The 21,123-nt window shown below is 71.0% G+C and carries 21 protein-coding genes; 6 read left to right on the top strand and 15 right to left on the bottom strand.

Annotated elements, in window-relative coordinates:
- Window positions 1-54: 54 nt before the first annotated feature.
- The 9 genes from SOM08_RS02665 to SOM08_RS02705 all read right to left on the bottom strand — a co-directional run bounded on the left by SOM08_RS02665 (window position 55) and on the right by SOM08_RS02705 (window position 10,420).
- Window positions 55-966 carry a mechanosensitive ion channel family protein gene (locus SOM08_RS02665; RefSeq protein ID WP_116958683.1) on the bottom strand — a complete coding sequence of 304 codons (912 nt, stop codon included), beginning with the start codon at window positions 964-966 and terminating at the stop codon, window positions 55-57.
- Window positions 963-2,357 carry an alpha,alpha-trehalose-phosphate synthase (UDP-forming) gene (locus SOM08_RS02670; protein ID WP_116958684.1) on the bottom strand — a complete coding sequence of 465 codons (1,395 nt, stop codon included), beginning with the start codon at window positions 2,355-2,357 and terminating at the stop codon, window positions 963-965. The genes SOM08_RS02665 and SOM08_RS02670 overlap by 4 nt, the downstream gene beginning before the upstream one ends.
- Entirely contained in the window at window positions 2,354-4,180 is a 1,827-nt protein-coding gene (locus tag SOM08_RS02675) for a glycoside hydrolase family 15 protein (protein ID WP_116958685.1), read from the bottom strand. The genes SOM08_RS02670 and SOM08_RS02675 overlap by 4 nt, the downstream gene beginning before the upstream one ends.
- Window positions 4,177-4,911, bottom strand: a complete 735-nt coding sequence (gene otsB / locus SOM08_RS02680) for a trehalose-phosphatase (protein WP_116958686.1) — start codon at window positions 4,909-4,911, stop codon at window positions 4,177-4,179. The genes SOM08_RS02675 and otsB overlap by 4 nt, the downstream gene beginning before the upstream one ends.
- 101 nt (window positions 4,912-5,012) lie before the next feature.
- Window positions 5,013-6,203, bottom strand: a complete 1,191-nt coding sequence (locus SOM08_RS02685; RefSeq protein WP_322470007.1) for a multifunctional CCA tRNA nucleotidyl transferase/2'3'-cyclic phosphodiesterase/2'nucleotidase/phosphatase — start codon at window positions 6,201-6,203, stop codon at window positions 5,013-5,015.
- A gap of 58 nt (window positions 6,204-6,261) precedes the next feature.
- Complete coding sequence (locus SOM08_RS02690) at window positions 6,262-6,960, bottom strand: glutathione S-transferase family protein (RefSeq protein ID WP_322470008.1); 699 nt, start codon at window positions 6,958-6,960, stop codon at window positions 6,262-6,264.
- A 110-nt stretch (window positions 6,961-7,070) separates the two neighbouring features.
- The gene (locus SOM08_RS02695; protein WP_116958689.1) at window positions 7,071-7,382 is read right to left on the bottom strand and encodes a metal-sensitive transcriptional regulator; all 312 of its coding nucleotides are present in this window, start codon (window positions 7,380-7,382) and stop codon (window positions 7,071-7,073) included.
- Between the two features lie 102 nt (window positions 7,383-7,484).
- Complete coding sequence (locus SOM08_RS02700) at window positions 7,485-8,438, bottom strand: complex I NDUFA9 subunit family protein (RefSeq protein ID WP_322470009.1); 954 nt, start codon at window positions 8,436-8,438, stop codon at window positions 7,485-7,487.
- Between the two features lie 26 nt (window positions 8,439-8,464).
- Window positions 8,465-10,420 (bottom strand): lytic transglycosylase domain-containing protein, encoded by a 1,956-nt coding sequence (locus SOM08_RS02705; RefSeq protein WP_116958826.1) that lies wholly within the window; start codon window positions 10,418-10,420, stop codon window positions 8,465-8,467.
- A gap of 96 nt (window positions 10,421-10,516) precedes the next feature.
- Here SOM08_RS02705 and SOM08_RS02710 point away from each other — a divergent pair, with 96 nt between their 5' ends.
- Window positions 10,517-11,167 carry a 5-formyltetrahydrofolate cyclo-ligase gene (locus SOM08_RS02710; RefSeq protein ID WP_245980917.1) on the top strand — a complete coding sequence of 217 codons (651 nt, stop codon included), beginning with the start codon at window positions 10,517-10,519 and terminating at the stop codon, window positions 11,165-11,167.
- Window positions 11,168-11,173: 6 nt separating this feature from the next.
- On the opposite strand, the gene SOM08_RS02715 is transcribed toward SOM08_RS02710, so the two are convergent.
- The gene (locus SOM08_RS02715; protein ID WP_116958691.1) at window positions 11,174-12,085 is read right to left on the bottom strand and encodes a DMT family transporter; all 912 of its coding nucleotides are present in this window, start codon (window positions 12,083-12,085) and stop codon (window positions 11,174-11,176) included.
- Between the two features lie 2 nt (window positions 12,086-12,087).
- On the bottom strand, window positions 12,088-13,113 hold the full coding sequence (locus tag SOM08_RS02720) for a LysR substrate-binding domain-containing protein (protein WP_116958692.1): 1,026 nt from the start codon (window positions 13,111-13,113) through the stop codon (window positions 12,088-12,090).
- Between the two features lie 115 nt (window positions 13,114-13,228).
- Here SOM08_RS02720 and SOM08_RS02725 point away from each other — a divergent pair, with 115 nt between their 5' ends.
- Window positions 13,229-13,690 (top strand): DUF2917 domain-containing protein, encoded by a 462-nt coding sequence (locus SOM08_RS02725; RefSeq protein WP_116958693.1) that lies wholly within the window; start codon window positions 13,229-13,231, stop codon window positions 13,688-13,690.
- On the opposite strand, the gene SOM08_RS02730 is transcribed toward SOM08_RS02725, so the two are convergent.
- On the bottom strand, window positions 13,676-14,047 hold the full coding sequence (locus tag SOM08_RS02730; protein WP_116958694.1) for a TfoX/Sxy family protein: 372 nt from the start codon (window positions 14,045-14,047) through the stop codon (window positions 13,676-13,678). The two genes, SOM08_RS02725 and SOM08_RS02730, sit on opposite strands and share 15 nt — an antisense overlap.
- 34 nt (window positions 14,048-14,081) lie before the next feature.
- Between SOM08_RS02730 and SOM08_RS02735 the strand changes: the two genes are divergently transcribed.
- From SOM08_RS02735 to SOM08_RS02745, 3 genes are all read left to right on the top strand, one after another.
- A complete protein-coding gene (locus tag SOM08_RS02735) occupies window positions 14,082-14,693 on the top strand; it encodes a TetR/AcrR family transcriptional regulator (RefSeq protein WP_070400340.1) in 612 nt (203 codons plus the stop codon).
- Between the two features lie 84 nt (window positions 14,694-14,777).
- On the top strand, window positions 14,778-15,758 hold the full coding sequence (locus SOM08_RS02740) for an MBL fold metallo-hydrolase (protein WP_116958695.1): 981 nt from the start codon (window positions 14,778-14,780) through the stop codon (window positions 15,756-15,758).
- Window positions 15,759-16,011: 253 nt separating this feature from the next.
- On the top strand, window positions 16,012-17,262 hold the full coding sequence (locus SOM08_RS02745) for an SLC13 family permease (RefSeq protein ID WP_322470010.1): 1,251 nt from the start codon (window positions 16,012-16,014) through the stop codon (window positions 17,260-17,262).
- A gap of 18 nt (window positions 17,263-17,280) precedes the next feature.
- On the opposite strand, the gene SOM08_RS02750 is transcribed toward SOM08_RS02745, so the two are convergent.
- On the bottom strand, window positions 17,281-18,189 hold the full coding sequence (locus SOM08_RS02750) for a DUF6279 family lipoprotein (protein ID WP_322470011.1): 909 nt from the start codon (window positions 18,187-18,189) through the stop codon (window positions 17,281-17,283).
- Here SOM08_RS02750 and glmU point away from each other — a divergent pair.
- Window positions 18,188-19,597, top strand: a complete 1,410-nt coding sequence (gene glmU / locus SOM08_RS02755) for a bifunctional UDP-N-acetylglucosamine diphosphorylase/glucosamine-1-phosphate N-acetyltransferase GlmU (RefSeq protein ID WP_116958698.1) — start codon at window positions 18,188-18,190, stop codon at window positions 19,595-19,597. The two genes, SOM08_RS02750 and glmU, sit on opposite strands and share 2 nt — an antisense overlap.
- 1 nt (window position 19,598) lies before the next feature.
- Here glmU and SOM08_RS02760 read toward each other — a convergent pair whose 3' ends face one another.
- A complete protein-coding gene (locus SOM08_RS02760) occupies window positions 19,599-20,345 on the bottom strand; it encodes a DUF2726 domain-containing protein (protein WP_070400336.1) in 747 nt (248 codons plus the stop codon).
- 150 nt (window positions 20,346-20,495) lie between these two features.
- Complete coding sequence (locus SOM08_RS02765; protein ID WP_116958699.1) at window positions 20,496-20,987, bottom strand: Lrp/AsnC family transcriptional regulator; 492 nt, start codon at window positions 20,985-20,987, stop codon at window positions 20,496-20,498.
- Between the last annotated feature and the right edge of the window lie 136 nt (window positions 20,988-21,123).

Below are 21,123 nucleotides of genomic sequence, written 5' to 3' on the forward strand. Positions count from 1 at the left end.
TCCTGCCTGCCGCGCTCGGGCAATCGCACCACGGCGGGGCGCCGGCCCGGGGCCTCAGCGCGCGGCCGCGGCGGCGGCGGCCTCGCGCAGGCTGGCGGCGTTGGCGGCCTCGGCGTCGGCGTGCACCGTGAGGTTGGGGTAGGGCAGGCGGATGCCGCGCGCGACGAACGCGCCTTTGAGCCGGCGCAGGAACTCGCGGCGGATGCCCCACTGCTCAATGGGCAGGGTGCGGAAGCGGCAGCGGATCACCACCGAGGCGTTGTCCCAGCGCTCCACGCCCGCCACTTCCAGGTCGGCCAGGATGCGTTCGCCGAAGGCCTCGTCGGCCCGCAGCCCGGCGGCGACCTCGCGGATGACCCGGACCACGGCGTCCACGTCCTCGTGCACCGAGACGGCGATGTCGCAGACCGCCTGGCTGAAGCCGCGCGTCATGTTGATGACCGTGGTGATGGTGCCGTTGGGCACGTAGTGCACATTGCCGTCGTAGTCGCGCAGCTGCACGTAGCGCAGCGTGACCTCCTCGACCACCCCGGAGTGGCTGCCCAGCTGCACCACGTCGCCCTGGCGGATCTGGTTCTCCAGCAGCAGGAAGAAGCCGGTGAAGTAGTCTTTCACCAGGCTCTGCGCGCCAAAACCCACGGCCAGGCCGACCACGCCCGCGGCGCCGAGGATGGGCGCCACCGATACGCCCAGCTCGCCCAGCACCAGCATGCCCGCGATCAGGCTGACCACCACCACCACCAGGTAGCGGAACACGCGGCTGAGCGTCTCCGCGCGCTTGATCGCCTCGCGGTCGTCGTCGAGCCGGCCGGCCACGCGGTTGCGCAGCAGGCGGATGGCGCGCTGGGCGACGCCGACCACGACCCAGGCCAGGATCAGGATGAGCACGATGCGCAGCCCGCTGGTGGCCAGGCTGCCCAGTCCCTGCCACCAGCCGGTGGCGACGTCGATGAGGTTCTCGTTCATGGTTCTTTCTCCGGTTCTTGTGTGTCGCGCAAGGCGCGCAGGAAGTTTTCGCGCCACCAGTGCACGTCCTGCGCGCGGATGCGTTGCAGCAGCGCCGCGTGGCGCTGCTGGCGCTCGGCCAGCGGCATCTGCAGCGCGCGCTGAATGGTTTCGGCCGTGCGCGCCGTGTCGTAGGGGTTGACCTGCAGGGCCTCGCTCAATTGTTCGGCCGCGCCCGCGAAGCGCGAGAGCACGAGCACGCCGGGGTCGGCCGGGTCCTGCGCGGCCACGAATTCCTTGGCCACCAGGTTCATGCCGTCGCGCAGCGGCGTGACCAGGGCCACGGCGGCCGCGCGGTACAGGCCGGGCAGGCGCTTGCGTGCCACGTTGCGGTGGATGTAGCGCAGCGGCATCCAGTCGAGTTCGCCGTGCTCGCCGTTGATGGCGCCCGACAGGCTCTCCAGTTCGGCGCGCAGCGCGGCGTAGGCGTCCACCGATTCGCGGCTGGGCGAGGCGATTTGGATCAGCGTGGCGCTGCCCTGGTTCTCGGGGTAGTTCTGCAGCAGGGTGCGAAAGGCCTTGAGGCGCTGCGGCAGGCCCTTGGAGTAGTCCATGCGCTCCACGCCCACCAGCAGGCGGCGGCGCGCGTAGTCGCTGCGCAATTGCTCGAACATCTCGCGCGCGTCCTTGCCTTCGCCCAGGGCCTGGAACTCGTCCACGTCGATGCCGATGGGGAAGGCGCGCACCTGAAGGGTCTTGCCGAAGGCGTGCCAGCCGTGCTGGCCCACCCACTGCGCGCGCAGTTCGTCGCTGGCGTAGCGCTCGAAGTGCGTCACGTCGGTCTGGCTCTGGAAACCCACGAGGTCGTAGGCGAAGAGCGAGCGCATCAGCCAGTCGTGTTCGGGCAGCGCGGCCAGCATCAGCGGTGGCGGCAAGGGCACGTGCAGGAAGAAGCCGATGCGCTGCTCGCAGCCCATGGCGCGCAGCTCGGCCGCCAGCGGGATCAGGTGGTAGTCGTGCACCCAGATGATGTCGTCGGGCCGCAGCAGGGCCTTGAGTTTCTGCGCGAAGAGCTGGTTCACGCGCCGGTAGCCCGCGATGCCGCCGCTGTCGAAGTCGGCCAGATCGAGGCGGTAGTGCAGCACCGGCCACAGCACGCCACTGCTGTAGTTCAGGTAGTAGCTGTCGTGGTCCTCGCGGCTGAGGTCCAGGGTGACGAGCTGCACCGCGCCGGCCTGCTGGCGGTTGACCTCGCCCTGGCCGGGCGCGCCGTTCTCGGCGATGCGCCCGCTCCAGCCGAACCACAGGCCGCCGCTGGCCTCCAGTGCCTGGCCCAGGGCCACGGCCAGGCCGCCGGCCGCGGTCTTGCGCGGATCGGCGATGCGGTTGGAGACGACGACGAGGCGGCTCATACCACCGAATCCCAGTGCGCCGACAGGCGAACGGCGGCGTTGATCAGTCCCACCATCGAATAGGTCTGCGGGAAGTTGCCCCACATTTCGCCGGTGGTGGCGTGCGTGTCCTCGGACAGCAGGCCCAGCGGGTTGCGCACCGCGAGCATGGCCTCGAAGACCTCGCGCGCCTCGCGCACGCGCCCGGTGCGCGCCAGCGCGTCGATGCGCCAGAAGGTGCAGATGTTGAAGGCCACTTCGGGCTTGCCGAAGTCGTCGGCGGCCTCGTAGCGGCGCATGTAGGGGCCGTCGCACAGGTGGGCTTCCAGCGCGTGCAGCGTGGAAAGGAAGCGCGGGTCCTTGGGGTCGATGAAGCCGACCTCGGCCATCAACAGCACGCTGGCGTCCAGGTCGTGGTCGCCGAAGGCCGCGGCGAAGGCCTGGCGCTGCTCGCTCCAGGACTCGGCCAGGATGCGCTCGCGCATGGCCTGCGCGTGGCCAGCCCAATAGGCGGCGCGATCGGGCAGGTGCAGGGTGCGCGCGATCTTGGCCAGCCGGTCGCAGGCGGCCCAGTTCATCAGCGCCGAGGAGGTGTGCACGCGCGCGCGGGTGCGCAGCTCCCACATGCCGGCGTCGGGCTGGTCGAAGACGCGCCGCGCATGCTCGCCCACGGCCTCCAGCCGCTCGAACTCGGCGCGCCCCGGCGGGTGCAGCAGCCGGCGGTCGTGGAAGGCCTGCGAGGACGCGAGAACGATGTTGCCGTACACGTCGTGCTGGAAGTGTTCGTGCGCCTGGTTGCCCGCGCGCACCGGGCCCATGCCGCGGTAGCCCGGCAGGGTGTCGACGACGCGCTCCGGCAAATGGCGCTCCAGCCCCACGCCGAAGAGCGGCTGCACATGGCCGCCGCTGTCCAGGCGCGCGCTGCCCACCACCACGTCGGACAGCCAGCGCAGGTAGTCCTCCATGGTGCCGATCTCGGACAGGCTGTTGAGCGCGCGCACCACGAAGAAGGCGTCGCGCAGCCAGCAGTAGCGGTAGTCCCAGTTGCGCTGGCTGTTCGGCGCCTCGGGGATGCTGGTGGTCATGGCCGCGACGATGGCGCCGGTGTCTTCGAACAGCGAGAGCTTGAGCGTGATGGCCGCGCGGATCACCGCCTCCTGCCACTCCAGCGGCAGCGCCAGGCGCTGGCTCCAGGTGCGCCAGTAGGCGCGCGTTTCCTGTTCGAAGTGGCGCGCCACGTCGCTCACGCTGCCGGCCACGGTTTCGTCGGGGCCGAGCAGGAAGTTGTGCTCATGCACCAGCAGGAAGGGCTCGCTGGAGAGCACGTGGCTGATGGGTGCGTCGGTGTAGAGGCGCAGGGTGAGGTCCTCGCCCACGTAGCGCACGTGGTTGCTGCCCGAGGTGATGCGCGGCGCCTGAGAGCCCCAATGGAAGCGCGGCGCCAGACGCACGCGGATGCGCGGCGTGCCCTTGAGCGCGCGCACGCGCCGCACGATCTGCATGGGCCGGAAGAAGCGCCCGCGCGCGGCAAAGCGCGGCGCGAAATCGACCACCTGCAGGCCCTGGCCGTGCCGGTCCCACAGCTCGGTCACGAGCACGGCGGTGTTGGGTTCGTAGCGCTGGCGCGTCTCGGCCAGGTCCTCGATCTCGATGGCCCAGGAGCCGGACTCGCCGTCGGAGCCGCCCAGCAGCGAGCAGAACACGGGGTCGCCGTCGAAGCGTGGCAGGCAGCTCCAGACGATGCGCGCGCGCGAGTCGACCAGCGCACCGATGGTGCAATTGCCGATCACGCCCAGGTGCAGCGAGGCGGCTTCTGGCGAGGCAAATCCACTCGCTGGGGTCATGGCGAAACCTCGTACGTTTGTTGTCGCAACCAGTCGCGCAGGGCCTGGGGGCTGTCGCAGCGCAGGCGCGCCGCGCTCGGCCCCTGGCCCACCTTGATGCCGTCGCCGCCGTGCGACTGGACCACCGCGAAGCCGTCCTCGTCCGTCACGTCGTCGCCCGCGAACACCGGCCGGCGGCCGGCAAAGGGCGGCTCGCGCAGGAAGCCGGCGATGGCGGCGCCCTTGCTGGTGTGCGCGGCCTTCACCTCCACCACGGCCTTGCCCTGCAGCAGGCGCAGATCGGGGTGGTTGGCGATGGCCTGGAACAGCGCCTCCACGCAGGCCGGCCCCAGTTCGGGCGCGGCGCGGTAGTGCAGGGCCAGGGCGGTCTGCTTCACCTCCAGCAGCAGTGCCGGGTGGCGGGCGGCGAAGGCCTGCGCCGCCACCACCACGGGGCCCAGCTCGGGCGTCACGGCCAGTCGGTCGACGCCATCGGCGCCCACGCGCAGCGCGCCGTGTTCGAAGGCGCCGGGCCAGCGCTGCACCGGCAGCCAGCGCTGCAGGTCGATGCGGGCGCGGCCGGTGACCAGCGCGAGCGCGCCCCCCAGCCGCTCGTGCAGGGCATCGAGCAGGCTCGGCAAATCGGGAGGGATCCGCACCGCATCGGGTCGGCTGGCCAGTTCGGCCAGGGTGCCGTCGAAGTCCAGAAACAGTGCCGACCCATGGGTCGACAGCGTGGGCAGCGTCGTCATCAGCCCGCCACCGTACCGTGGCCCCGCCCCTGGGGCAAGCCGCGGCGGCTTTGTCCGAGCCCTTGGGTGAGAGACTGCGCCGGCGCTTGACGCGCGCGGCTTCAGTCGTTCCAGATGCCGCGTTGCAGCAAATATTGGAGGCGAGCGGTGTGTAGGCGCTCACCTATCTGCTCCCCCGTGGCGCCATCGGCCTGGGCCTGGCGCACGGCGGCGGCGCTGTCGAAGCCCAGCAGGGCCTGCAGCGCCCGGTCCAGGCGGCGGATGCTGCGCCGCACCGTGTCGCCACCGTCGGGATCCGCCAGGGCCAGGCCCTCGATCACCCGCAGCAGTTCGCGGCAACGCTCGGGTTTGCGCAGGGCGTCGCAGCGCAGCAGGCGCCGCAGCGCCTCGGTGGCGTCCAGGGCCTCGGGCGCGGGCCAGTCGGCGCGCTCGCGCTGCGCCATCTGCGCCAGCGCCTGCAGGGCATTGGGCACGCGCCAGTGCGCGCCCAGGGCCTGCTGGGCGGCCGCGTCGAGCGGCGCCACCAGCCAGGCCCAGCGAACGGCCAGCGACGCGCCGGTGAACAGCGGGTGGCCGTCGGCCTCGCCGGGCAGCGCCGTGGGCAGCCGGCCCGCCTGCGCTCGCGCGGCCGGCGGCAACAGCCGGGGCAGGGCGCCGCAGTCGCGCAGGGTGTCGAGCAGCCGGCCGGGCCGGGCCTCCATCAGGCCGCGCGACACCTCCTGCCACACGCGCTCGGCCACCAGGTGGTCGGCCTCGCCGCGCTCGACCATGGCGCGCATCAGCGCGGCGGTTTCGGGCGCGGCGTCGAAGCCGGGCCAGCGCGCCCGAAAACGCGCCAGCCGCAGGATGCGTACCGGGTCCTCGGCGAAGGCCTCGGTGACGTGGCGCAGCGTGCGCGCGCGCAGGTCGGCCAGGCCGCCCCAGGGGTCGATCAGCGGGGCGCTGTCGGGGTGCTCGGCGTCCTGCGCCGCCACGGCCATGGCGTTGATGGTGAGGTCGCGGCGCGCCAGGTCTTGTTCGAGCGTGACGTCGGGCTCGGCGTGGAAGGCGAAGCCGTGGTAGCCGGGGGCCGTCTTGCGCTCGGTGCGCGCGAGCGCGTATTCCTCGTGGGTGCGGGGGTGCAGGAAGACGGGAAAGTCGCGCCCCACGGGCTCGTAGCCCTCGGCCACCATGGCCTGGGGCGTGGCGCCGACGACGACCCAGTCGCGGTCGGCCTGCGCGGGCGCCGGCAGCCCGAGTTCGCGCGCCATGAGCGCGTCGCGCACCGCGCCGCCCACCAGATAGATCTGCATGGGCGCGAGTGTAGGTGGCCGGTTCGGGCCGGTCCCGCGCGGGGCTCGGCCGTGGGTGTCAGCGGGCGGTCGGGCGCAGGCGGTAGGGCTCGTCGAAATCGATGAAGTCGCGCTCTTTCAGGGCGCCGTCCACCCAGGACCTTACGCCGGGCAGGGCGAGCGCGCGGTCGACGTAGGCGCGCACCCCATCCGACACCGGCAGGGCGTAGGTGCGGATGCGCGTGCACACGGGCGCGAAGAAGGCGTCGGCGATGCTGAAGGCGCCGAACAGCAGGCCGTCGTCGGGCTGGGCGGCGAGCAGCTCGCCCCACATGGCCTCCAGGCGCGCGACGTCGGCGCGCAGGCCGGCCTGGTCGCGCCAGAGCAGGGCGCCGGTCTCGGGCAGCGAGGCCTCGATGTTCATGGGGCAGTGGTTGCGCAGGGCCGAGAAGCCGCTGTGCATCTCCGCGCAGATGCTGCGCGCGCGGGCGCGCTGGCGGGCGTCGGTGGGCCAGAGCGACTTATCGGGGAAGCGTTCGGCCAGGTACTCGGCGATGGCCAGCGAGTCCCAGATGGCGAAGCCGTCGTCGACCAGTGCCGGCACCTTGCCGAGCGGGTTGACGGCCTTCACGCGCTGTTTGAAGACGGAGTCGGCTTCGAAGGAGTCGAAGCGGATGAGGACTTCCTCGAACGGGATGCCGGCCTGGCGCATGAGCACCCAGGGACGCATGGACCAGGACGAGTAATTCTTGTTGCCGATGAACAGTTGCAGGGGCATGGACGGGCTCCGTGAGAACCCCGCATGCTAGGCGCCCCCGGCGGCCGAATCGATGCGAAAAACGGGCCCGATGGATGCGGGCCCGTCATGAATGCCCGGGTGCGCTGCGCTCAGGCGTATTTTTCGAGGATGCGCGTGGAGCGCTCCACGTCGCGCATGGCCGATCCTTCACCCGCGGACTCGGAGACGGCGGTCATCAGGGAGCAGGCCATCATGCGGTAGAAGGCCTTGTCCATGGCCTTGCGCGCCGCCGACATCTGCTGGGCCACCTCTTCGCAGGAGCGCTCGGTCTGCACCATGTCGATGAGACCGCGGATCTGCCCCTCGATGCGCTTGAGCCGGTTGACCACATCGCGCTGGTTTTCGCTGCGCGGTGGGCTGGCGTGGCGGGAAGGGGGCGAAAAACCGTCGTACTGGGTCATGGTCCACCTATCAGTGAAAGGTACTCATTTGCGGAGGCGCGAGTGTGCCCCGAAACACCACCCCCGTACCGTTCGACGGACGCGATAGCGATGATGAAGCGATCAACGTCGCGCCTGCTGCCGCAAATGCAGTAGCTGGCTGCGCGGGTTGCGCTCGCCCAGGTAGGTGGGCGCGATGGCGTGCACGCTGGCGGGCGCGATGCCCAGGCTGTCCAGGCCCGGCAGCGCGCCGCTGGCGACGTTGGGCACCGACAGCGAGGCCACGTTGTCGCGGCTCATGAGCGGCTCGCCGGGCAGCAGTTCCAGCAGAGCGGCTTGCCAGCGGCCAACGGCCAGCGGCAAGGGGACCACGGGACGCGGGGTGCTGCCCAGCCGGCCGGCGAGCCGCACCAGCTCGCGCAGCTCCAGCACCTCCGGCCCCGCGCACTCGATGGTGCGGCCGATGCTGGCGCGCCCCCGCGCGTCGTCGTCCAGGCAGGCCGCGACCGCCTCGGCCACGTCTTCCACCCACACCGGCTGCAGGCGCGTGTCGGCGCCGGCCAGCGGCAGCAGCGGGGAGAAGCGCTGCAGCCGCGCGAACAGGTTGAGGAAGCGGTCGCCGCGCCCGAAGATGACGCTGGGGCGCAGCAGGGTGAGGGCCAGGCCCGAGGCGCGCAGCACCTCTTCGCCGCGCGCCTTGCTGCGCTGGTACATGGAGGGGCCGTCGAGCGAGGCGCCGAGGGCGCTGAGGTGCACCAGGCGGCAGGCCGCGTCGGCCAGACAGGCCTCGGCGATGGCCAGTGGCAGCTCCACGTGCACGCGTTCGAAGGCGGCCTCGTCGCCGTGCAGGATGGCCACCAGATTGACCACCGCGTGCTGCCCCTCCATGAGGCGCAGCAGCTGGCGCGTGTCGTGCACGTCGGCCTCGACCACCGTCACGCGCGGCAGGGGAAGCACGGCGGTGGCCTTGGCCGGCTGGCGCGTGGGCACCGTGATGTGCCAGCCGCGCCGCTGCAGCTTCTCGCAGACGTGGCGGCCGACAAAGCCGGTGCCGCCGAGCACGAGGACCTTCTTCATGACGCACCTCCTGGGGCGATGGCTCCTTATGGCAACTCGGTGTTCTCCGCCGGTGCCGCCACGCTGCGCGGCCCGACGGTGCCCAGCCGCTGGCGCAGCGACTGTGGCGCGCCGCTCATGAGCGCGGCGTAGTTGACGGTGTTGGTGAGCACGCGCTGCACGTAGTCGCGCGTTTCCTCGAAGGGGATGTTCTCGGCCCAGATCTCGCCGGGCAGCACGGGGCCGTTGCGCCAGGCGCGCGCGCGGCCGGGGCCGGCGTTGTAGGCGGCCGCGGCCAGCGGCATCGAGCCCTCGAAGTCGTCGAGCGCGAACTTGAGGTAGGCGGTGCCGATCTGGATGTTGGTGTCGCGCTCGCCGATCTGCTGCGGCTGGAAGTTGGACAGGCCGATCTTGCGGGCCGTCCAGCGCGCGGTGGCCGGCATCACCTGCATCAGTCCCGAGGCGCCCACCTGCGAGCGCGCCTCCACCACGAAGCGGCTCTCCTGGCGAATCAGGCCATACACGTAGGCCGGGTCCAGGCCGATGTCGCGCGTGCGGGCCACCACCTGCTCGCGGTGCGGCGTGGGAAAGCGCTGCTGCATGTCGATGGCCTCGCGGGTGCGCTGGCTGGTGTTGATGCAGCGGTCCCACAGCTGTTCTCGGCAGGCCAGGTCGGCGGCGGCGAGCAGCTCGCGGTCGCCCATGCCGCCGGGTGCGTGCAGCGCGACCTGGTAGTTCCACTCGCGCACGCCTTCGCCGCGCAGGCCCAGGCGGATGGCGGTGAGCGCGCGGCGCAGGCCGGGGTTCTGTTCGGCGGCGCGGCGCTCCTCGGCCGTCAGGGGCTCGGGTGGCGTGGGTGCCACGATGGGCAGGCCCAGCGACTCCATGGCCAGCATGCCGTGGAAGTCGCGCGGCGAGGCGATGGTCTCGTAGATCTCGCGCGCCTGGGCGCGCGCCACGCTGGCGTCGGGGTCCTGCAGGGCCTCGATGGTGCGCGCGCGCCAATAGGTCCAGCCGGTTTCGCCGCGCTGCGCGGGACTCATGGCGTAGATGGCGTCGCGCACCGCGTCCCAGCGGCCCAGACGCAGGCCGGCGCGCGCCATCCAGGCCAGGTGGTCGTCGGTCATGAAGCGCAGCTCGCCGCGCGCGAAGTAGCCCAGCGCCTCGGCCTGCAGGCGCTGCGCGCTGCGTTTGCCGATCACGCCCCAGAGCCAGCCGCGCTCCTCGGCCGTGAGCTGGGCGCGCCACTTCAGGCTGTCGAGTTCGCTGGCCGCGGCCGCCGGGTCCTGCGAAGCCAGGCGGATGATGGCCAGCGTGACCAGCTCCTTGGTGCGCGGGCGGATCGCGGTGATCTTGTCGTCGAGGTACTTCGCCGGGTTGGCCGCGACGGCGTCCACCGTGGGCACCGCCTCGGGCTGCACCAGGCCCACGGCCTGGCTGGCCGCGCGGCCGCGGCCGACTTCCATCATGAGCCGCGCGCGCTGCCAGGCCACGGCGGGTCGCAGGTGGCCGCTGGCCAGCAGGGCCTGCGCGGCGGTGGCGCAGCCGTCCTCGGCGTCGCGCTGCGCCAGCCAGAGCTCGCGCACGCGCTCGGCCGCCACCTCGGGCGGCAGCCGGCTGCCGGCGGCGTCCAGCATGACCGTGTAGCACGTGACCTGGCGGTCGTCGTTCATGCGGAACAGCGGGCGCTCGGTCTCGAAGCGCGCCCAGTCGCGCGCCTTGCCCAGCTGCAGCAGCCAGTCGTTGCGCAGCCGGTCCTCCCAGTAGGTGCCGGCCATGGCGTCGAGTGCGGCGCGGATCTCGGGCGCGGGCGCGCTGTCCAGCCGCAGGCGCATTTCCCAGTAGCGCGCCAGCGGCTCCAGCACATGGCCGCGCGCGCCGGGCAGCAGGCGCGTGAGTTCGCCGGACTGGCCGCGGCGGTAGGCTTCGCTCATGGCGAGCAGGGTCTGGTCGGACGCGGCGTTCTGCGCCCACGCCATGGAAGGCAGCAGCAGCGCCGCCATAATGAGCCGCGCCCCCTGAATGGGACGGGCCGCGAAACGCGCCATCCAGCGCTTGCGAAATCCCTGCATATCGACCTTCGTGACCACCAGCCGATTATGGACAGCAACGACGGCCAGAGTTCCCCACCGCCCGTGAACAAGACGGCCGGCGGCACGCCCGGCGAGCAGAAGGCTCAGTGGCGCAAGGCGCTGGTGGACAAGCGCCGGCGCCTCGGCGACCGCCTGTGGCGAAACGACCAGTTGCAGCGGGTGATGCGCGTGTGGCTGGTGAACCGGCCCGACAGCGTCATCGGCGCCTACTGGCCCATCAAGGGCGAGTTCGATCCGCTGCCCGCGCTGTTTCGCTGGCAGGAAGCGGGGCTCGAAGAAGACGCGCAGGGCCAGCAGCGGCACCGCCGCATCGCCCTGCCGGTGGTGAACAAGATCGACAAGACGCTGACCTTCTACACCTGGTACCCCGGCTGCCCCATGGAGGAGGACGCCTACGGCATCCCCAAGCCCAAGGACACCGAGATCGTCCATCCCACGCTGATCTTCGTGCCCTGCGTCGGGTACGGACCGGGCGGCTACCGCCTGGGCTACGGCGGCGGCTTCTACGACCGCACGCTGGCCACCTTGCGACCCCGGCCGTTCACGGTGGGGCTGGGCTACGACTTCGCCTTCCTGCCCATGCTGCGGCCCGAGCCGCATGACGTGCCGCTGGACGCCGTGCTGTGCGACACCGGCGTGGCCTGGCCGGTGAACTGAGTGGTCTCAGGGGTGCTCGGCCGTGGCGTGCGCCTCGGTGATGCGGCGCTCGTGGCGGACCAGGTAGATCCCGCTGCCCACCACGATGGCGGCGCCCAGCCAGGTGTGCGCGCCCGGCAGCGTCTGCCAGATCAGCCAGTCCAGCCCCAGCCCCCAGGCGAGCGCGCTGTATTCGAAGGGCGCCACGATGGAGGCCTGGCCGTGGCGGAAGGCCTCGGTGATGGCGAGTTGGCCGCAAAACCCCGTGATGGCGAGCGCCAGCAGCAGCGGCAGGTCGGCGCGCGCGATCGGCAGCCAGTTCGGCAGCGCGAGCAGCCCCGCGCCCACGGCCATGGACAGCATCATGGTGAGGATCAGCGATTCGCTGCTGTCGCTGCGGCTGGCCAGGCGGCCCGCCACGGCGGCCACGGCGTAGCACAGCGCCGCGCCCAGGATGGCCAGCCCGCCCGCGGTGGCCAGGCCGGCCTGCAGGTCGCTGCCGCTGGGCCGCAGGGCGATGAGCACGCCACCGAAGCCCACCGCGATGGCCCACCAGTGCGCGGGCGGCACGCGCTCCTTGAGGACCGGCACCGACAGCGCGGTGATCAGCAGCGGGGCGATGAAGAACAGGGTGTAGGCGGCCGACAGCGGCAGCGTGCGCACGCCCAGCGTGAACAGCGTGAGCATGACGATGCCCAGCACGCCGCGCAGCGCGTGCAGCGGCCAGCGCGCGCGCAGCACCGTGTGCCAGGTGCCGCGCCAGGCGATGTAAGCCAGCACCAGCGGCAGCGCGGTCAGGCCGCGCAGCGCGGCGATCTGCAGCGCCGGGTAGCGCGCCGACAGGGTCTTGAGCACCGCGTCCATGAGCGCGAAGAAGCCCACGGCGATGAGCATGGCGACGATGCTGCGGAGGTTGCCGCTGTGACGGGACGCGTTCATGGTCAATCGATGTTGTCGACGGTGTCGGGGTCCGGTACGTCGCCGATGGCGCTGCGCGTGGCGGCGGCCTGGCCGAGCAGCCAGTCGGCGAAGGCCTTCACCTCGGGCCGCTGCTCGCTGCGCGGCGCCAGCACCAGCCAGTACACCAGCGGTGAGTCGATGCGCGTGTGCGGCAGCGGCTCCACCAGCGCGCCGCTGGCCAGGCTCTCGGCCACCAGCGGCAGGCGCGCCAGCGCCACCCCCTGGCCGATGATGGCCGCCTGCACGATCTGCTGCGCGTAGTTGAAGTACAGCCAGCGCTGCGGGTTCAGGCGCGGCTTGCTGCTGGCCCCCTTGCGCCCGCGCGGCGCGGGCTCGGGGCCGGCGAAGTGGTCCAGCCAGCGCTGCCAGGTGAGCCATTCCAGGTGGCGCGTGCGGTGCGCGTCGCCGGCCTCGATGAGTGAACAGCCGGCCAGGTCCTCGATGCGCTGGATGGGGTGGCTTTGCAGCAGCCAGGGGCTGGCCACGGGCGTGAGTTTTTCGCCGAACAGGCGCACCGCGCCCGGTGGCACCGCCTGCGGCACGGCGTAGCGCAGCGCCATGTCGACGTCCGCGGTGGCCAGGTCCACCGCGGAATCGGTGGCGTCGATGCGGATATCGATGTCGGGGTGGTCGCGCTGGAAGGCTTCCAGGCGCGGGATCAGCCACATCGAGGCGAACGAGGCCCAGGTGGTGATGGCCACGCTCTTGCGCCCGGCGTTCTGGCGGATGTGGCGCACGGTGTGGTCCACGCGCTCGAGCGCGCTGGAGGCGGCGCGCAGCAGCATGCCGCCCGCGCTGGTGAGCTCCACCGCGCGCGTGTGGCGCAGGAACAGCGAGGTGCCCACCTCGTCCTCCAGCGACTGGATCTGCCGGCTCACCGCGCTTTGCGTGAGCGACAGCTCTTCCGCCGCGGCGCGGAAGTTCAGGTGCCGCGCGACCGCCTCGAAGGCGCGCAGGTGCCCCATGCCAATGGGGCGGGTGCGGGGGTGGCGGGGCGTCAGGCTCATGAGCGATTGATGCGGTGGACGAATCAATAGCTTAGCCGGCTTTCATTGGACGTGTTGCGCTCCAAGCCCGAGGATCACATCCGCGCCAATACCCCCTGGCGCATGGAGAAACCCCATGGAAACCCGTTCCGAATCGGCATCAACCTCGCAGCGCCCCGGCTTCGCTGTGGGCGCCCACCGGGCCATCAGCCTGCGTCCCGCCGAAGACAGCCGCCTGCTCATCACCGCCGGGCGCGCCTGGGTCACGCTGAACCTGCCGCACCAGGCCGACGGCCTCGGCGACCACCGCGTCTGCGCCGGCGAATCGCTGCTCGTGCCGGCCGGCGCCCATCTGGTGATGGAGCCCTGGAGCCGCGGCGACGCCCTGCGCTTCGACTGGAGCGTGCTGCCGCAGGCCGAGGCCCGTCCGCAGCGCTTCTCGCGCGACGTGGTCAAGCCCTCGCGCGAACTCGCGCTCGCGCTGGGCCAGGCCGCGCTGGCCTTTGGCCGGCTGCTGCGCGGCGTGCTGGGCTACACCGAGTTCCTCGTCGCCGGCCGCGGCCGCGTGCTCTCGCGCTTCGAGTCAAACCCGCCTTGATCGCGCTGCGGCCTTCTTGCGCGGCGCGCGCGCAGCCACCGCGGCTTGCAGCGCCAGTCGCGCCCAGGGCTGCATGAGGGCGGGCGATTCCATCGCCTCCTCGGGCGCCGTGAAGTAGTTCAGCCGCATGGGCTTGCCTTTGGCCTCGTAGACGAAGGGCTGGCAGCCCGCCGCCAGCCAGCGCGGCTCGGTCTCGGCATTGCCCTTCAGGTACAGCGTGTTCCAGGCCACCAGGCCCACGTTCATGCCGTCCACCGACAGGCCCCAGCCCCCGAACATGCGCCGGGCCACCACGGGGCCCAGTGGCGACAGCAGTTCACAGACGTGTTCGACGAAGGGGTCGGGGGCGGCGGGCATGGGCGAATGAAAAGGCGGGAGGCAGAATCCTGACATGGCTCGCCCCAAGTCCGCTACCCATGACCTCAAACGCGACGAAATCCTCGACGTCGCCGCCCAGTGCTTCGCGCGCCAGAGCTTCCCGGCCGCCAGCATGAACGACATCGCCAAGGCCTGTGGCACCAGCAAGGCGCGGCTGTACCACTATTACGAGAGCAAGGAAGCGATCCTGTTCGACCTGCTGGACCGCTACACCCAGCGCCTGCTGGCCCTCATCGGCGAGGCCGAGGGCCGCGCCCAGCGCAAGAACCTGTCCGAGCGCGACGCGCTGAGCGAGCTGGTGCGCGCCTTCCTGGCCGAGTACGAAACCAGCGCCACGCGCCACGCGGCCCTGGTGTCCGACACCAAGTTCCTCGGGCCGGCGCAGCGCGAACTGGTGGTGAACCGCCAGCGCGACGTGGTGGCGGCCTTCACGCGCTTCATCCGCCGCGCCTACCCCGAGCGCGTGACCCCCACCAACCAGACCGCCCTCACCATGATGCTGTTCGGCATGATCAACTGGACCTTCATCTGGCTGCGCCCGGGCGGTCCCATGAGTTACGCGGGCTTCGCCGAGGAGGTGGTGGCGGTGCTGGAAAACGGGCTGGCCGGGCGCCGGCCCGACTGAATCCGAGGGGATTTTGGCGTTTACTTATATGAAATGAATTTCGTTTAGTTAAAATTGAAGCTTCCCCCACCGGAGACAGACCCCATGAGCAAAGCCTTCGCTTCCCAAGCCGACCTGCAGGACAAGAAGATCACCTTCGAGCAGCTCAGCCCGCACTGCTGGGCCTACACCGCCGAAGGCGACCCGAACTCGGGCGTGATCATTGGCGAGAAGTTCATCATGGTCAGCGACGCCACGGCCACGCCCGCCATGGCGCAGGACCTGATCCAGCGCATCCGCCAGGTCAGCGACAAGCCCATCAAGTACGTGCTGCTGACCCACTACCACGCGGTGCGCGTGCTGGGCGCCAGTGCCTACCTGGCCGAAGGCGCCACCGAAATCATCGCCAGCCGCGGCACCTACGAGCTCATCGTCGAGCGCGGCGCCGAGGACATGCAAAGCGAGATGGAGCGCTTCCCGCGCCTGTTCCGCGGCGCCGACAGCGTGCCCGGCCTGACCTGGCCCACCATGGTCATCGGTGATGGCCAGCCCGGCCGCCAGGGCTCGCTCACGGTGGACCTGGGCGGTGTGAAGGTCGAGATCTGGCACCCGGGCCAGGGCCACACGCGCGGCGACACCATCGCCTGGGTGGAAGAAGAAAAAGTGCTGTTCAGCGGCGACCTGGTCGAGTACGAGGCTGGCGTGTACACCGGCGACGCCCAGCTCGAGGAATGGCCCGCCACGCTGGAGGCCCTGCGCGCGCTCAAGGCCGAGGCCATCGTGCCGGGCCGTGGCGAAGCCATGAAGGGCAATGCCGACGTGAACAAGGCGCTGGACTACACCAAGCGCTGGGTCACCACCCTGTTCCAGGCCGGCAAGGAAGCCGCGGCCGCGGGCATGGACCTCAAGGCCGCCATGGCCCACACCCGCAAGAGCATGGACCCGGTGTTCGGCCACGTCTTCATCTACGAACACTGCCTGCCCTTCGACGTCAGCCGCGCCTTCGACGAAGCCAAGGGCATCAAGAACCCCCGCATCTGGACGGCCGAGCGCGACAAGGAGATGTGGTCGGCCTTGCAGGCCTGAGCGCGCAGCGGGCGGGCCTACAAGTCCCCACGGCCTTGCAGGCCTGAGCGCGCAGCGGGCGGGCCTACAAGTCCCCACGGCCTTGCAGGCCTGAACGCGCAGCGGGCGGGCCTACAAGTCCCCACGGCCTTGCAGGCCTGAACGCGCAGCGGGCGGGCCTGCAAGCCAACAGAGCCGCCCGTCCTCGGGTCGCACCCTTCGAGAAGCCGCCTTCGGGCGGCTTTTTGCTGTCCGCCGCTACGATGCGCGCTCCATGCCCTCCAACGACCCCCTGCTGAACGCCGCCACCGACTGGGCCGTCATCGCCATTTTTGGCGTGGTCTACCTCGGCATGTTCCTCGGCGGCCTGCCGCGCCTGCGGCTCGACCGTTCGGGCGTGGCCTTGCTCGGCGCCATCGCCGTGATCGCGGTCTCGGGCATGGGCGTGGTCGAGGCGGCCCAGGCCATCGACCTGCCCACCATCCTGCTGCTGTTCGCCTTCATGGTCATCTCGGCGCAAATGCGCCTGGGCGGCTTCTACGCCGCCCTCACGCAGCGCGTGGGCGCGCTGCCGCTGTCGGACAACGCCCTGCTGGCCGCCCTGATCGCCGTGGCGGCCGCGCTGTCGGCCGTGTTTTCCAACGACGTGGTCTGCCTGGCCATGACGCCCATCGTGGCGCGCCTGTGCCTGCGGCGCGGCGCCAACCCGCTGCCCTTTCTCATGGGCCTGGCCTGCGCGGCCAACATCGGATCGGCCGCCACGCTCATCGGCAACCCGCAGAACATGCTGATCGGCTCGGTGCTGCGGCTCGACTTCGCGGGTTACGCGCGCGCGGCCGGGGTGCCGGTGCTCATCAGCCTGGTGCTGCTGTGGGGCTGGCTGGTGTGCGTGCCGCACGTGCGCGTCGAGCCCTTGCCGGCCACCGACCGGCGCTCCAGCGACCCGCCGCTGGACATGTGGCAAACCACCAAGGGCCTGGTGGTGGCGGGGGCGCTGATGGGCCTGTTCCTCTTTCGCGACGGCCCGCACGAAGTGATGGCCCTGGTGGGCGCGGCCCTGCTGCTGCTCAGCCGCCGGCTGGCCTCGGCCGAGTTCCTGAGGCTGGTGGACTGGCCGCTGCTGATCCTGTTCATGGGCCTGTTCGTGGTGAACCACGCCTTCGAACGCACGGGCCTGTCGGCCCAGGCCGTGGCCTGGCTGGCGGGGCAGGGCGTGCGCCTCACCGATCCCGGCCCGCTGATGGTGGTGGGCGTGGTTCTGTCCAACCTGGTGTCCAACGTGCCGGCGGTGATGCTGCTGCTGCCGCACCTGTCGGGCGAGCCTGGCGCGGGGGTGCTGCTGGCGCTGGCGACCACCTTCGCGGGCAACCTGCTGCTGGTGGGCTCCATCGCCAACCTCATCGTGGTCGACCTGGCTCGCGCCCAGGGCATCGTCATCGACTGGCGGCGCCACGCCGTGGTGGGCACGCCGGTGACGCTGCTGTCGCTGGGGGTGATCTGGATCTGGCTGCGCTGGGGGGCCTGAACCCGGCGGCCACGCGGCTCAGCGCTGGGCGCTGAGCACTTCCATGTCGCGTTCGTACGACTGCAGTTCGCGCACGGCTTTGCGCCGCTGCTCGGGGGTGGTGCTGTTGTGCAGTGCGGCGAATTGCGCGCAGCCGTGGCGCACGCCGGCGTCGCTGTAGGCCTGGTAGCCCGGCGTGGGCGAGTGTTGCAGGCGCTGCAGGTGCGCCTGCAGCGCCTGCTGTGCCTGGGCGGGCTCGGCCTGGATGCGGCGAAGCGTCTGCAGCAGATCGGCCTGGCGGCGCTGGCGCTCGGCCTGGGCGCGCTCAGGGTCCCAGGGCGACTCGGCGAGCCAGCGGCGCAGCAGCTCACGCTGCGCCGCGCTGAGCGGGCCGTAGAACGTCTCGCTGCGCGAGACCGCCTGGTCCAGCCGGCGCTGCAGGCGCTGCTCGGGCGAACCGCGCAGGAAGTCGCGCGCGAACTCCTCGTCGCTGCGCGCCTGGCGGCGCTGCAGCTGCTGCAGCTGCGCGGCGCTCAACTGGGGGACCAGGCGGGCGAAAGGGGGAATCAGCCGCTCGCCCGCGCCGACGAGGCGGGCGCGCACGGTCTCGAACTGCGTGCACACCTCTTGCGCCGTGAGTTCGCGTGCGGCCATGGCCTGCCACTGGCGCAGCAGTCCCGCCACGGCGGGCAACTCCTCGCGCCGGTGCCAGGCGAAGAAGGCGTCGATGTCGCCGCGCACCTGCTCGGCCTGCGCGTCGTCGAAATCGAAATGGCTGTCCAGCCACCAGTAGCTGAAGTGGGGCGCCTGGTTGTAGGCGAAGCGCGCGGTGGTGCAGGCGGCCAGCAGGGCGGCCACGGCCAGGACCAGCAGGGCGCGGGCGATAATCCGCCGCGTTCCGGCGCCGCCCCCCTGGCCGCGTCCGGCGTACGCGAAAGAGGTCTTCATGTCGTTACCGGTGGATGTGGTGGTGATGGCCGCGGGCAAGGGCACCCGCATGAAAAGCCAACGGCCCAAAGTGTTGCACCGACTGGGCGGCCGCGCGCTGGCCCAGCATGTGATCGACTGCGCCGCGGGGTTGTCGGCGCGCTCGGTGGTGGTGATCACGGGCCATGGCGCCGAGCGGGTGGAGGCCGGCCTGACGGCGCCCGCCGCCACGGCCCTGCGCTTCGTGCGCCAGGAGCCGCAACTGGGCACCGGGCATGCGGTGCAGCAGGCGGTGCCGGTGCTGGCCGACGACGGCGTCGTGCTGGTGCTCAATGGCGACGTGCCCCTGATCGAGCCGGACACGCTGCGCGAGCTGATCGCGGCCTGCGCCGGGCAGCACCTGGCGCTGCTCAGCGTGGACACCGGCGAAGACGCCAGCGGCTACGGCCGCATCGTGCGCGCCGCGGACGCCGGGCGCTCGGTGCGGGCCATCGTGGAGCACAAGGACGCGAACGCCGAGCAGCGCCGCCTGACCGAGTGGTACAGCGGCGTGATGGCCGCCCCCGCGGCCCTGCTCAAGCCCTTGCTGGCCCGGCTGACGAACGACAACAGCCAGGGCGAGTACTACCTCACCGACGTGGTGAAGCACGCCGTGGCCGAGGGCCGCGAGGTGCGCGCCATCGTCACCGGCGACGCCGTTCAGGTGGCCGGTGTGAACAGCCCGCAGCAGCTGGCCGAGCTGGAGCGCGCCTACCAGCGGCGCCTGGCGAACCGCTTCATGGCCGATGGCGTTCGCCTGGCCGACCCGGCGCGCTTCGACGTGCGCGGCGAGCTGGTCTGCGGGCAGGACGTGGAAATCGACGTCAACACCGTGTTCGAGGGCCGCGTCGAACTCGGGGACGGCGTGCGCATCGGCGCGAACTGCGTGATCGCCAACGCGCGCATCGGTGCCGGCGCGGTGATCCATCCCTTCACCCACATCGACGGCGAAGCGGCCGGCGTGCGCGTGGGCCCGGGCGCGCTGGTCGGCCCCTTCGCGCGCCTGCGCCCCGGGGCGGACCTGGGCGCCGAGGTGCACATCGGCAACTTCGTCGAGGTGAAGAACAGCACCCTGGCCGCGGGTGCCAAGGCCAACCACCTGGCCTACCTGGGCGATGCCACCGTGGGCGAGCGCGTCAACTACGGTGCGGGCAGCATCACCGCCAACTACGACGGCGCCAACAAGCACCGCACCGTGATCGAGGCCGACGTGCACGTGGGCAGCAACTGCGTGCTGGTGGCGCCGGTCACCATCGGCGCGGGCGGCACGGTGGGCGCGGGCTCGACCATCACCAAGAGCACCGAGCCCGGGGCGCTGGCCGTGGCGCGTGGCCGCCAGGCCAGCATCGCGGGCTGGGCTCGGCCGAAGAAGGCCCCGAAGGCCTCTTGACTCAGCGCCCGCCGCGCACGTCGAACGAACTGCCGTCGTAGCGGCTGTCGCCGCCGCCAGCGCCGCCGCGGCGGCGCTGCTCGCGCGGCTTGAGTTCGTCTTCCAGGTCCATCAGGCCGCTCAGGCCCAGCACCTCGGAGTCGCGGTAGCCCGAGCGGCCATAGCGGTCGTCGAAGCCGGACATCTGCGTTTCCAGCTGCTGCATCACGCTGTCGCGCTCATCGGCCGGCTTGGGCGCAGGCGCCTTGGGCTTGGGCAGTTCCACCAGGTTGAGCTGCTCGCGGAACTCGGCCGGCGAGGGCATGCGGTGGATGCCATTCTTGAGAAAGACGAAGCGCACGCCAGCGGTCTTGAGGATGCGGTTCTTCACCTTCGTGCGCTGGCTCTTGGCCTCGGCGTTGCTCAGGTGGTACTGCTCGATGTCGAAGGCGAAGGTGGGGCGGCCGTCGGTGGCGCACACCACGAAGTCCACGCGGTGCTCGCGCAGGCGCTCCTTCGCGGCCTTCTTGCTCGCGGCGCGGCGCACCGACAGCATCTGTCCGAGGTTGATGTTGGGCAGCACCACCTGGCCGGGGAAGGTGTCCTGCAGGTAGTCGAGCATGGCCACCTGCTCGGCCGACAGGATGCGCTCCGGCCCATAGCGGTCGTCGCGGCCGTCGTCCTGGGCCCGCATGAAGCGCAGGTAGAGCCAGACGCACAGCGCCAGCACCACCGCCGCGATCACCGAACCCGTCACCATCATGTCCATGAAACCTCCTGGAGAGATGCCGCTTTTTTGAGCAAGCTTGAGATTGTATGAGGTTGTAACAGCCGATCGGGGCCGTCAATCCCGTCTCTCCCCACGACTGAGGAAGTGTGCGTTTTGCAATGCCCCCAAGGCGCTGTTTAAGCCATTCGGTCAGAGGGGGCGGCTGAGCGGCAGGCTGGGTTGGAACTTGGCGCAACGCGTGCTGAAGAAGCCTTTGACATTTCGCACGTTCGCGTCGCCCGTGAACAGGCGTTGCGTGAGGGACAGGTAGTCGGGCATGTCCGCGCAGCGCACGATCAGCACGAAGTCGGGCCCGGGGCTCACGCGGTAGCACTGCTGCACGCGCGGCTCGGCCACGGCACGGGCCTCGAAGGCGTCCAGCGCCTCGGCGCTCTGGCGCTCCAGGCTCAGCTCCACCACCACGGTGAGGCCATGGCCCAGCAGCGGGGCGAGGCGGTCGGCGTCGAGCAGGGCCACCTCGCGCGCGATCAGCCCGCGCTCGCGCAGGCGTTTGACGCGGCGCAGGCAGGTGGGTGGGCTGAGGTGGGCGCGCTCGGCCAGGGCCTGGTTGCTCAGGGACGCGTCTTCCTGCAGCAGCTCCAGCAGCCGCAGGTCGATGGCATCTATGTCCAAAAATTCCATGATTGCATTATTCATGGAATAAATAGACTTTCCATCCATTTGGTGAGAAAAATGGTCATTATTCTGTGAATTTTGACCATTCATTTCAGCAAAGGCTCACTAGCATTCGCCCACTTTCTTGTTCAGGAGCGATCAC

It is taken from the genome of Hydrogenophaga sp. SNF1, assembly GCF_034421675.1.
Lineage (GTDB): Bacteria > Pseudomonadota > Gammaproteobacteria > Burkholderiales > Burkholderiaceae_C > Hydrogenophaga > Hydrogenophaga borbori.